Here is a 10,907-nt window from a genome sequence, read left to right as displayed (position 1 = left end):
TCCGGGGATATAGGGGCAACTACATTCCACGCCTTCCGGCCCCGTGTACAGGTAGCGCAGGGCATACATGCCGATGAAGTAGGACGGAACCGCGAGCGCCGCCCATACGGCCCAAAGGAGCCATCGCGGAAATGCAGCCGGAGCATCCGCGTGCCCGTCGGTTGTGGACGATTCCGTACCGAACACCGCATTGGATTCAGCGTAGGACATGACGTGACCTCCTCCTGATTGTCGGTCCTCGTCCGTTCGCGGGGCATCCGCGAAGGCACTCGGACGACGATCATCGTGGCGCGCCTCGGTGCGCATTAATTGCTTGCACCCGACATATTTTTGCTTCTAGATGACAGGATGCTGATCCGCGCCACCGTCCTGTCCGGTTATCGGAGCCTCGTCACGCACCTCGGGGGCGACCCCGCAACGCTGCTGAAGGCGTTCCATATGGATCAGACCAACGCGGAGTCGGTGACTGCCTTCGTGCCCTACGCAACCGTTGTGCGCCTCTTCGAGCAGACCGCGACCGAGCTACGGTGCCCCACCCTGGGCCTGCAGCTCACGGGCTACCAGAGCCTCGACAAGCTCGGTCCACTGGCGCTGCTGGCGGTGCGTTCGCGCTCAGTGCGCGAGGCCGCCGTCACGGTCACATCCCACCTGCACACCTACAGTCCGGCCATTCTCATGGACCTGGTACGGCATGACGAGCACACCTCTACCCTGCACTACAACTTGACGTTTCAAGCCGGGCGCGCGCCCGCGCGTCCGCAGATGACGGAGTTCTCGCTAGCCTTTGCGGTCAACGGCTTCCGCTTGTTTGCAGGGCTGGAGTTCAAGCCCAGGGCAGTGCTGTTCCGGCATCACTCGTCGGCCAATCCCCGTGACTACATCCCCGCGTTCGGCGTACGCGCCCGATTCGGACAAGAAGTCAATGCACTGATCATCGACAATCACTGGCTCGACCGTCCTCTCGATCTGGCGGATGAACACTTGAAGGACGCCATAGAGGCGTATCTGGCACCACTGATCGGCCAGGATGCGCTCGATGTTCATACGCAGGTGGAGCATCTCATTGCCCGTCTGCTCCCGACCGGGCAGTGCAACCTGGCACGCATTGCTACCCAGCTCTCCATGCACCCCCGTACTATTCAGCGACAGCTCGAACGCTCCGGGCACAGCTTCCACCTCCTCGTCGAGGACTGCCGCAAGACGCGAGCCAGCGAACTCCTGGCGGACCGGAGAATCCCTCTCGCTCAGGTGGCCGCTCTGATCGGATACCAGGAACAGAGCACACTGACCCACGCCTGTCGTCGATGGTTCGGCAGGAGCCCATTGCAGATCCGCCGCAGCCTTGCGACGGATGGAAACGCAACACACGGCTGATCGTGGCTCGTCGAGAGGCAGCGAAGCGGCGAGGCGGGATGGTCCGGCGACGCCAGGGTTGTGCGCCGGAGTATCCCGGAAGAAGCGCCCCTCTTGCGCACTTCAAAGCGGCGGCGGCGGTGGCCCCGCGAAGGCGAACAGCAGACGCACCGCCAGGTAGAGGGCCAGCAGCGACAGGCTCATGATGCGTGCCGCCGGCGCCGGCAGGTCGAACAGGCGCCGCAGGGCCATGTGCTGGACGACGACGGCCGCCAGCCAGCCGACCCACGGAATCCAGAAGCAGGCGAAGCAGACCGCGGTGGTGCCCAGCAGGTGGATCCAGCGCGGCTCGCGGTATTCGGCACGGCCGTAGAACCACAGCACGGTGGTCCACGCCATGGCGGCGGCGCCGATGAGCAGGCCGTCGAGTGTCACGCGGCGCGCATCATTCCTCGAAGGCCCGGCGCCCCGAGAACGCGTGCGACAGCGTGCCACGGTCCTGGTACTCGAGCTCGCCGCCCACCGGCAGTCCGTGCGCCAGCCGCGTGATCGGAATGCCCGCGGCACGGGCCATTTCGCTCAGGTAGTAGGCAGTGGTCTCGCCCTCGACGGTGGGGTTGGTGGCGAGGATGACCTCGCGCACCCAGTCCGAGCGCAGCAGCTCGGCGAACTGATCGAGGCCGAGCTCGTCCGGCCCCGTGCCCTCCAGCGGCGAGAGGCGGCCGAGCAGGACGAAGTAGCGCCCGCGGTAGTCGGTGTGCTGCTCGATGGCGAGCAGGTCGGCCGGCGACTCGATCACGCACAACTGTCCGGCGCGGCTTCGCTCGTCGCTGCAGTAGCGACAGTGCTCGGCCGCGCGGTACATGCGGCATGTGGGGCAGCGCGTCAGATCGTCGAGCGCTCCGCCGATGCTCTCGACCAGGAAGCGTGCCCCCTCCCGATCGCGATCCAGCAGGTGGAGCGCCATGCGCTGCGCCGACTTGGCGCCCACGCCGGGCAGGCGCTTGAGTGCCTCGACGAGTCGCGCGAGCGGTGGCGGGAATGCGTCGCTCACGCGCTACATCGGCATCTGGAAGCCCGGCGGCAGCTGCATCCCGCCGGTCACGCCCGCCATCTTCTCCTGCACTGCCTTCTCGACCTTCTCGGCGGCATGGTTGATGGCGGCCGCCACCAGGTCCTCGAGGAAATCCTTGTCTTCCTCCAGGGCGGAAGGGTCGATCTCGACCTTGCGCGCCTGGTACTTGCCGTTGAGCGTGACCTTGACCAGCCCCGCGCCGGATTCGCCGGTCACCTCCATCTGGGCGACTTCCTCCTGGGCGCGACGCATGTCCTCCTGCATCTTCTGCGCCTGCTGCATCATCTGACCGAGTGCACCTTTCATGTTCGCTCCTGTTGCATGGCGCGCCTGGCGCGCGCTGGTCTGAATGCGATCCTAATGCCGTGCCGGTGGTTCCGCGGCGCCGCGCGGTTCAACCGCCCTCCGACCGTGTGGAACCGGTCGAGGGGCATCATCCGCTAGCTGCGCGCACGACGCGATCCCGCACCCGATACCCGGCGTCCACGCGCCCGCGCTAGTGGAGCAGCCGGATCTCGTCGCGCTGCAGCTCGGCGCCGAGCCGGCTCGACAGCAGCCGGTAGACCGGCGAGGCCTCCAGCCGGGACGCCGCGTCGGCGAGCGCCTGCTCGCGGGCGGTGCGCATGATGCGCGCCGGACTCCAGTCCGGCAGCGCTTCGACGCAGCGGATGTGCACGGTCTTGCCGAAGGCCTCGCGCAGCCGGGTGCTGTGCTCGTCGCGCAGCAGATGGCGCATCTCGGCGGCGAGCAGCAGTTCGATGTGATCCTCGGTTTCGGATTCGAGCACGCAGTTGCGCACCAGCTCGCGTGCGTAGGCCTCCAGCGACGCGGCTTCGACCCGCTGCTGCCAGTGTCCGGCGGCTGCGGTCGGCGTGTCATCCGGCGCAGGTCTCGCATCGGCGGCGGTCGGCGTGTCCCGTGCGACGGCTCCGATCGGCGCGCTCCCGGCGCCGGAAGCCGGAGCGCTGCCGGTTTCCGCTTGGCCGCCTTGCGGACTGCCGCCGGTATCGCCACCGTCCTCGACGGCCTCCTGCCGGAAGCACCACATGCGAAGCAGCGCCATCTCGAAGCCGATGCGGGCCGACGGCGCCCAGGCGAGATCGCGGCGTGCGTGCACCGCCATGTCGTAGAACACGTGCACGTCGCCTTCGGGGAGCAGTCCGGCCAGCGTCTCGGCTTCCTGCCCGCGCGCACTGTCGGCGGCCGCTCCGGTGAACGCCTGCGCGAAAGCGGTGGCCTGCAGCAACGAAGCCAGGTCGTCCAGCAGACCGCCGTGATCCACCGCCATCTCCGCCAGCTCGCGCAGGGTCGACTGCAGGGTCGCGGCATCGCTCTCGGCGATCGCGCGGATGCACCGGGCCAGCGCATTCTGCCCGCCGAGACCGAGCATCTCGCCCACCGACTCGGCGGCCAGCGTGCCGCCGCCGGCGTGGGCCAGCGCCTGGTCGAGCAGCGACAGTGCGTCCCGCATGGAACCGTCCGCGGCCTCGGCGAGCAGGGCCACCGCAGCGGCCTCGGCCTCACGGCTTTCGGCAGCCAGAACCTGGTCGAGCAGCGTGCGGATGGTGCCTTCCGGCAGCGCCCGCAGATGCAGCTGCAGGCAGCGCGACAGTACCGTCACGGGCAGCTTCTGCGGATCGGTGGTGGCGAGCACGAACTTCACGTGATCGGGCGGCTCCTCCAGCGTCTTCAGCAACGCATTGAAGGAATGCCCGGACAGCATGTGAACCTCGTCGATGAGGTAGATCTTGTAGCGCCCCCGCACCGGCGCGTACTGCACGTTGTCGAGCATGGCGCGGGTGTCATCGACCTTGGTTCGGCTGGCGGCGTCGATCTCCAGCAGGTCGACGAAGCGGCCCTCGTCGATCTCGCGGCAGGCGCCGCACTCGCCGCACGGCTCGCTGGTCACGCCGCGCTCGCAGTTCAGCGACTTGGCGAGAATGCGCGCCAGCGTGGTCTTGCCGACGCCGCGGGTGCCGGTGAGCAGCAGCGCGTGGTGCAGGCTGTCGCTGTCCAGCGCATTGCGCAGCGCCCGCACCACGCTCGGCTGGCCGAGCACGTCGTCGAAGCGCCTCGGCCGGTAACGGCGCGCCAGGGCCATGTAGCTCATGCGGTGCGGATCTCGTGACGTGCTATGGAACGGGCCGTCCGGGCGGTTCCGGCTTCTCCCGCCGTGCTGCAGCGGCGCTTTGATCGACGGCCCTCGGCTGCTGCCGGTTGCGTCCCGGCTTCGTGGCCCGGGGCGCGACTGCCTGCTTGAGGCGCCCTCCCCCCACCGTGCGCTCCGCACACGGCCTCCCCCTCTCCCGCGGAGCGGGAGCGGGGCTGTGGTCGACGGCCTTCGGCCGTAGGCACACCTTGTTGGTGGCGGCCTGCGCCAGCGGTCCCGGCACCCGACTTCGCCGCTACCGTTGCTCCCTTCCGGGCCTGGCGGGGTTCGCGGGTCGTCGTTGCGGGGGCCAACGCAGGCCACCATGGACTCGATGCATTCATTGCTGCGAAGCGCGGATCAGGACCGCGGAAGCTTCTCGCGAGGGCGGGCGGCGTGCACGAACCCGTGACCGCGCTCAAGCAGGTAGGCCAACCACTTGACCATCATCGCGTTGCGCCGCCACTGCGCGCTGAGAAAGTGTAACGCTTCGGGGTCGGCCTCGTCCGCGGCCAGCCAGGGCGGGCGGTTGGTGCACTGCAGTGCCTCGGCCACGCGCGCATCGCGGTAGACCTTGATGTGCAGATCGGGCGTATAGATGCCGTCGATCTCGTAGGTGAGCCGGAAGCACGATGTGTAGCGGTCGCGCGCGATCGTCGACAGATAAAGCGGCGGCTCGCCCTCGACCTCGGAGACCGCGGACACGAAGGGCAGGTCCAGTTCCGGCACGAGCTGCTGCGCGAGCTGGAACCCGCGCTCGTAGAGCACGTGCAGCGCGCCGAGACTGGTCGCGGGGGTGATGACGCGTGATGCCATGAGGCGACTATAAGATATCGGGACGCCTTCACGCGCCACCGTCTTCATGTCCATCCGCGAAATCCCCACCACCCCCTTCCCCGACCAGAAGCCCGGCACTGCCGGACTGCGCAAGAAGGTGGCCACGGTTGCGCAGCCACACTATCTGGAGAACTTCGTCGAGGCGGTATTCCGCAACGTGCCGGAGCTGCGCGGTGGCACGCTGGTGGTTGGCGGCGACGGCCGCCACCACAACGACGTCGCGGTCCAGACCATCATCGCGATGGCCATCGCGCACGGCGTGACGCGGATCATCGTCGGCCGCAACGGCTGGCTGTCGACGCCGGCGGCCTCCCATCTGGTGCGCCACCTCGACGCCGACGGCGGTTTCGTTCTCACCGCCAGCCACAACCCGGCCGGAGTGGAGGGCGACTTCGGCATCAAGTTCAATATCCGCGGCGGGGGTCAGGCGCCCCAGTCACTCACCGATGCCATCCACCGCACGACGTTGTCGCTGGATCGGTACCGGATCGCCGATCTGGCGCCGCTGGATATCGGCACGACGGGTGAGCGCGATGTCGAGGGCTGCCGGGTGGCGGTGATCGACGGTGTCAGCGACTACGCCGACCTGATGACGACGCTGTTCGACTTCGACGCCGTGCGCGACTGGCTGCGCAGCGGCCATCGCATGGTGTTCGATGCCATGCACGCCATCACCGGCCCCTATGCGCGCCGCATTCTGATCGAGCAGCTGGGCGCGCCCGAATCGGCCGTGCGCAACGCCACCCCCCTGCCCGACTTCAATGGTGGCCATCCCGACCCGAACCTGATCCATGCAGGCGCGCTGGTCGACGAGATGATGGGGAACGGAGCGCCGGATCTCGCCGCGGCGAGCGACGGCGATGGCGACCGCAACATGATCCTGGGGCCCGGACTGTTCCTGAGTCCGGGCGACTCGCTGGCGATGCTCGCCGCGCATCTGGACCGGCTGCCGGGCTACCGTGACGGGCTGCGGGGCGTCGCACGATCGATGCCCACCAGCCGGGCGCTGGACGTGGTCGCCGCCGAACGCGGCCTGCCCTGCCACGAGACCCCCACCGGCTGGAAGTACTTCTGCAATCTGCTCGACGCGGGCCGGCTCACGCTCTGCGGCGAGGAGAGCTTCGGCACCTCCTCGTCGCATGTGCGCGAGAAGGACGGCCTCTGGGCCGCGCTGGCCTGGATGAACGTGCTGGCGGTCACCGGCCGGTCGCTGCCGGAGCTGGCGCGGGCGCACTGGGCGCACTACGGGCGCCACTACTACCAGCGGCACGACTACGAGGGCCTGCCCGAGGCCACCGCCGACCGCATCACCGATGCATTGCGCGATCGCGTGGCGTCGCTGCCGGGCTGCGAGTTCGCCGGCCTGCGCGTGACCGCCGCGGACGACTTCGCCTACACCGATCCGGTTGACGGCAGCCGCGCCGAGCACCAGGGGCTGCGGGTGGTCTTCGGTGACGCCGCGCGCATTGTCCTGCGCAAGTCCGGCACGGGCACCGGCGACGCGACGCTGCGTCTGTACCTGGAGCGCTACCGGCGCGATGTCATCGACGATGCCGCCTGTCTCGACGCGGTGGCCGAGATCGCGGAGACCATCACCGGGCTGCGCGCCGAGAGCGGTCGCGCGCAGCCCGATGTGGTGACCTGAGCGCGCCCGGCGCCGGCCGCCGCCCTGGTTGCTCTAGTCGCCCGCTTCGTCGCGCTGGACGCCCGAACGCGCCAGCGCGTCCTCGGCGAGCTCGTCGACGCGCGCATTGACCGCGCGGACGGTGTCGTAGACGGTGCCCGCGACCTGATCGTGGAAACCCCGCGCGCGGCGCACCAGCCCCTCGATGGCGGCGATGCGCTCGAGCTGGTCGAAGGGCAGCGCCGCCACCCGCTGGTGGACGTCCTCCACCGTGTTGGCGCCCTCGTCGACGGCCTGGTGCACGATGTCCTTCAGCGTGTAGATGCGGCTCATGACGGGCTCCGGGAACGACGGGCGCACGAGTGTCGCGCGCGGACCCGGTCGGCGCAAGTCGCGGTGCGGCTGCGCCCCGCCGGCCGCGCGTGATCGCTCAGAACGACTGGCGCCGCAGCTTCTTCTCCTGCATGGCGACGCTGGCGATCTCCTCGACCGACATGTTGGCCGAGTTGACGAAGGGGATCCCGCGCCGCTTGTACAGCCCCTCGGCCTGCCGCAGCTCGTACGCGCACTGCTGCACGCTGGCGTAGGGGCTGTTCGGCCGCCGCTCGCTGCGCACCTGCGCCAGCCGCTCGGGGTCTGAGGTCAGGCCGAAGAGCTTGCCCTCGTGCGGCTGCAGCACGCGCGGCAGGCGCAGGGCCTCGAGATCCTCCTCGATCAGCGGGTAGTTGGTGGCGTAGAGGCCGTGCTGCATGGCCAGATAGAGGCTCGTCGGCGTCTTGCCGCAGCGCGACGGCGCGATGATGACGATGTCGGCCTGCTCCAGCTTCCGGGTGGACACGCCATCGTCGTGCTCGAGGGCGAAATTGATCGCATCCATGCGCATCCGGTAGCGCGCGGCATCGGAAAGGCCGTGCGCGCGGCCGGCCGCGTGCGTAGACTTGGTGTCGAGCGCTTTCTCCAGCGCCGGAATGAAGGTTTCGAAGAGATCGAAGAAAAGCGCGTTCGCGCCCCTTAGAATGGCGCGCACGTCGTCGGTGACGGTGGTCGAGAAGATGACCGGAAGGCGCTCGCTGCCCTCGGCCACGTGATCGATATACTCCACGGTCGCTTTGGCCTTCTCGATGCTGTTCACGAAGGGCAGCGTCTGCCGGCGGAACTGGAACTGATCGAACTGCGTCAGCAGGCCGTTACCCAGGGTTTCGGCCGTGATGCCGGTGCGATCGGAGACGAAAAAGACGTGCAGGGTGGACATCGCGATCTGCCTTGCGCGGAAACTTATCTGAAGCGCGCGGCGCGGCGCCGCTGCGCACTATAGCGGGGAATGCGGGATGAGCAGCGACGAGAATGTGGTCTGGTTCGAGAACCTCGGCATGGGTGATGTCGATCGAGTGGGTGGCAAGAATGCCTCACTCGGCGAGATGACCCAGCACCTGGCGGCAGCCGGCGTCAACGTGCCGGGCGGTTTCGCGACCACCGCCAATGCCTACCGCGAGTTCCTGTCGCACGAGGGGCTGGCGGATCGCATCAATGCGCAGCTCGGCGCGCTCGATGTCGACGACGTCACCGAGCTGGCGCGCGTCGGCAAGGCGATCCGCGAGGACGTCATCGCCGCGCCCTTCCCGCCCGCTCTGGAAGCGGACATCCGCACCAGCTACGACAAGATGATGGAGGCCGCCGGCGCGCCCATCACGGTGGCGGTACGCTCGTCGGCCACCGCCGAGGACCTGCCCGATGCCTCCTTCGCGGGCCAGCAGGAAACCTTCCTCAATATCAACGGCATAGACAACGTTCTTCTGGCGATCAAGGAAGTCTTCGCCAGCCTGTTCAACGACCGCGCCATCTCCTACCGCGTGCACCACGGCTTCGCCCACGACCAGGTGGCGCTGTCGGCCGGCGTGCAGCGCATGGTGCGTTCGGACACCGGTGCCTCCGGCGTCATGTTCACGATGGACACCGAGTCCGGCTTCCGCGATGCAGTGTTCATCACCGCCAGCTACGGCCTCGGCGAGGCCGTGGTCCAGGGTGCGGTGAACCCCGACGAGTTCTACGTCTACAAGCCGGGCCTGGCGGCCGGCCGGCCCGCGGTGCTGCGCCGCGGGCTCGGCACCAAGGCGAAGAAGATGATCTACGCCGGCTCGCAGGACGTGGGCAAGACGGTCGAGTTCGTCGATGTCGACGCCGCCGACCGCCAGCGCTTCTGCCTCACCGATGCCGACGCCGAGCAGCTGGCGCGTTTCGCGGTGATCATCGAGGAGCACTACGGGCGCCCCATGGACATCGAATGGGGCAAGGACGGCTTCGACGGCGGCCTCTACATCCTCCAGGCGCGGCCCGAGACCGTGCAGTCGCGCGCCCAGACCAGCGTGCTGCGCCGCTACAAGCTGAAGTCGCGCGGCAAGGTCGTGACCACCGGGCGCGCTATCGGCCAGAAGATCGGCGCCGGCAAGGTCAAGATCCTCAGCTCCATCGACCAGATGGACAAGGTCGACAAGGGCGACGTGCTGGTCACCGACATGACCGATCCGGACTGGGAGCCGGTCATGAAGCGTGCCGCGGCCATCGTCACCAACCGCGGCGGCCGCACCTGCCACGCCGCCATCATCGCGCGCGAGCTCGGCATTCCGGCGGTGGTCGGCTGCGGCGACGCCACCAAGGCGCTGCTCAACGTCGACTCCGCGACGGTGAGCTGCGCCGAGGGCGACACCGGCAACATCTACGAGGGCCATGTCGATTTCGCGGTCGACGAGATCCCGCTCGACGACATGCCGGAACTGCCGGTCAAGATCATGATGAACGTCGGCAACCCCGACCAGGCCTTCGACTTCTCGGCGCTGCCCAACAAGGGCGTCGGGCTGGCTCGGCTCGAGTTCATCATCAACAAGCAGATCGGCATCCACCCGCAGGCCCTGCTCGCCTACGACAGCCAGCCCGACGAGATCAAGCGCCAGATCGCGCCCATCATCGCGGCCTACGAGGACCCGGTCGAGTACTTCGTGCAGCGTCTCGCCGAGGGCGTGGCCACCATCGCAGCGGCCTTCGCGCCGGAGCCGGTCATCGTGCGCATGTCGGACTTCAAGACCAACGAGTACGCCAACCTGCTCGGTGGTCAGCAGTACGAGCCGCACGAGGAGAACCCGATGCTGGGCTTCCGCGGCGCCTCGCGCTACATCTCGGACGAGTTCCGGCCCTGCTTCGATCTCGAGTGCCGCGCCATGCGCTACGTGCGCGACGAGATGGGGCTGGACAACGTCCAGCTGATGATCCCCTTCGTACGCACCCTGGGCGAAGCCGAGGCGGTGACGCGCATCCTGGGCGAGAACGGCCTGGAGCGCGGCATGAACGGGCTCAAGGTGATCATGATGTGCGAGCTGCCGTCCAATGCGGTGCTCGCCGACCAGTTCCTGCAGTACTTCGACGGTTTCTCGATCGGCTCCAACGACATGACCCAGCTCACCCTGGGCCTGGACCGCGACTCCGGCCTGATCGCGCATCTCTTCGACGAGCGCGACGAGGCCGTCAAGCGCATGTTGGGCATGGCCATCAAGGCCTGTCGCGAGCAGGGCAAGTACGTCGGCATCTGCGGCCAGGGCCCGTCCGACTATCCCGAGCTGTCGCGCTGGCTGCTCGACCAGGGCATCGAGTCGATGTCGCTCAACCCGGATACGGTGGTCGAAACCTGGCTGTTCCTCGCGGGCAAGTCGCAGTAGCGGCCCGGAACCGCAGATTGGCCCAGATTCAAGAGCTTAGAACCACAGATTACGCAGATTAAAGGGATTATTCGCCGGTGGCGCTGACGAAGTCAGCGCTCACCCGCGCTGGAAGAAATCTGTGGAAATCCGTGCAATCTGTGGTTCTATGCTTCTTCCGGA

Annotated in this window: 11 protein-coding genes and 1 other RNA gene; 3 read left to right on the top strand and 9 right to left on the bottom strand. The window is 68.0% G+C overall.

The window, feature by feature from the left end:
• Positions 1 to 210 (bottom strand): hypothetical protein (locus KAH28_RS16095; protein WP_290578386.1); only part of this gene is annotated, 210 nt, incomplete at its 3' end.
• Positions 211 to 348: 138 nt separating this feature from the next.
• On the opposite strand from KAH28_RS16095, the gene KAH28_RS16090 reads away from it, so the two are divergent.
• Complete coding sequence (locus KAH28_RS16090; RefSeq protein WP_290578384.1) at positions 349 to 1,374, top strand: AraC family transcriptional regulator; 1,026 nt, start codon at positions 349 to 351, stop codon at positions 1,372 to 1,374.
• 102 nt (positions 1,375 to 1,476) lie between these two features.
• On the opposite strand, the gene KAH28_RS16085 is transcribed toward KAH28_RS16090, so the two are convergent.
• The 6 genes from KAH28_RS16085 to KAH28_RS16060 all read right to left on the bottom strand — a co-directional run bounded on the left by KAH28_RS16085 (position 1,477) and on the right by KAH28_RS16060 (position 5,447).
• Complete coding sequence (locus tag KAH28_RS16085) at positions 1,477 to 1,788, bottom strand: hypothetical protein (protein ID WP_290578382.1); 312 nt, start codon at positions 1,786 to 1,788, stop codon at positions 1,477 to 1,479.
• A 10-nt stretch (positions 1,789 to 1,798) separates the two neighbouring features.
• Positions 1,799 to 2,407, bottom strand: a complete 609-nt coding sequence (gene recR / locus KAH28_RS16080) for a recombination mediator RecR (RefSeq protein WP_290578380.1) — start codon at positions 2,405 to 2,407, stop codon at positions 1,799 to 1,801.
• Between the two features lie 3 nt (positions 2,408 to 2,410).
• Complete coding sequence (locus KAH28_RS16075; protein WP_290578378.1) at positions 2,411 to 2,734, bottom strand: YbaB/EbfC family nucleoid-associated protein; 324 nt, start codon at positions 2,732 to 2,734, stop codon at positions 2,411 to 2,413.
• Positions 2,735 to 2,924: 190 nt separating this feature from the next.
• Positions 2,925 to 4,538, bottom strand: coding sequence for a DNA polymerase III subunit gamma/tau (dnaX, locus tag KAH28_RS16070; protein WP_290578376.1), 1,614 nt, complete (start codon positions 4,536 to 4,538; stop codon positions 2,925 to 2,927).
• Between the two features lie 260 nt (positions 4,539 to 4,798).
• Positions 4,799 to 4,895: signal recognition particle sRNA small type (ffs, locus tag KAH28_RS16065), an RNA gene on the bottom strand.
• A 42-nt stretch (positions 4,896 to 4,937) separates the two neighbouring features.
• Positions 4,938 to 5,447, bottom strand: coding sequence for a DUF1249 domain-containing protein (locus KAH28_RS16060; RefSeq protein WP_290578374.1), 510 nt, complete (start codon positions 5,445 to 5,447; stop codon positions 4,938 to 4,940).
• Between KAH28_RS16060 and KAH28_RS16055 the strand changes: the two genes are divergently transcribed.
• Positions 5,440 to 7,059, top strand: coding sequence for an alpha-D-glucose phosphate-specific phosphoglucomutase (locus KAH28_RS16055; protein WP_290578372.1), 1,620 nt, complete (start codon positions 5,440 to 5,442; stop codon positions 7,057 to 7,059). The two genes, KAH28_RS16060 and KAH28_RS16055, sit on opposite strands and share 8 nt — an antisense overlap.
• A 33-nt stretch (positions 7,060 to 7,092) precedes the next feature.
• Here the strand turns inward: KAH28_RS16055 and KAH28_RS16050 are convergent, their stop codons facing one another.
• Together KAH28_RS16050 and KAH28_RS16045 are read right to left on the bottom strand one after the other, a co-directional pair.
• Positions 7,093 to 7,371 carry a hypothetical protein gene (locus tag KAH28_RS16050; protein WP_290578370.1) on the bottom strand — a complete coding sequence of 93 codons (279 nt, stop codon included), beginning with the start codon at positions 7,369 to 7,371 and terminating at the stop codon, positions 7,093 to 7,095.
• Positions 7,372 to 7,468: 97 nt separating this feature from the next.
• The gene (locus tag KAH28_RS16045) at positions 7,469 to 8,290 is read right to left on the bottom strand and encodes a pyruvate, water dikinase regulatory protein (protein ID WP_290578368.1); all 822 of its coding nucleotides are present in this window, start codon (positions 8,288 to 8,290) and stop codon (positions 7,469 to 7,471) included.
• Positions 8,291 to 8,366: 76 nt separating this feature from the next.
• Here KAH28_RS16045 and ppsA point away from each other — a divergent pair, with 76 nt between their 5' ends.
• Positions 8,367 to 10,745: a phosphoenolpyruvate synthase gene (ppsA, locus tag KAH28_RS16040; protein ID WP_290578366.1), complete on the top strand. Its 2,379-nt coding sequence runs from the start codon at positions 8,367 to 8,369 to the stop codon at positions 10,743 to 10,745.
• Positions 10,746 to 10,907: the final 162 nt, after the last annotated feature.

The sequence above is a fragment of the Algiphilus sp. genome (assembly GCF_023145115.1).
Lineage (GTDB): Bacteria > Pseudomonadota > Gammaproteobacteria > Nevskiales > Nevskiaceae > Algiphilus.
Note: the sequence above shows the minus strand (reverse complement) of the source record. Positions and strands in the feature narration are given on the sequence as shown.

Coding starts and splice junctions, on each gene's coding strand:
- KAH28_RS16090 (WP_290578384.1), top strand. CDS start 349: ATGCTGATCCGCGCCACCGTCCTGTCCGGTTATCGGAGCCTCGTCACG.
- KAH28_RS16075 (WP_290578378.1), bottom strand. CDS start 2,734: ATGAAAGGTGCACTCGGTCAGATGATGCAGCAGGCGCAGAAGATGCAG.
- dnaX (WP_290578376.1), bottom strand. CDS start 4,538: ATGAGCTACATGGCCCTGGCGCGCCGTTACCGGCCGAGGCGCTTCGAC.
- KAH28_RS16055 (WP_290578372.1), top strand. CDS start 5,440: ATGTCCATCCGCGAAATCCCCACCACCCCCTTCCCCGACCAGAAGCCC.
- KAH28_RS16060 (WP_290578374.1), bottom strand. CDS start 5,447: ATGGACATGAAGACGGTGGCGCGTGAAGGCGTCCCGATATCTTATAGT.
- KAH28_RS16050 (WP_290578370.1), bottom strand. CDS start 7,371: ATGAGCCGCATCTACACGCTGAAGGACATCGTGCACCAGGCCGTCGAC.
- KAH28_RS16045 (WP_290578368.1), bottom strand. CDS start 8,290: ATGTCCACCCTGCACGTCTTTTTCGTCTCCGATCGCACCGGCATCACG.
- ppsA (WP_290578366.1), top strand. CDS start 8,367: ATGAGCAGCGACGAGAATGTGGTCTGGTTCGAGAACCTCGGCATGGGT.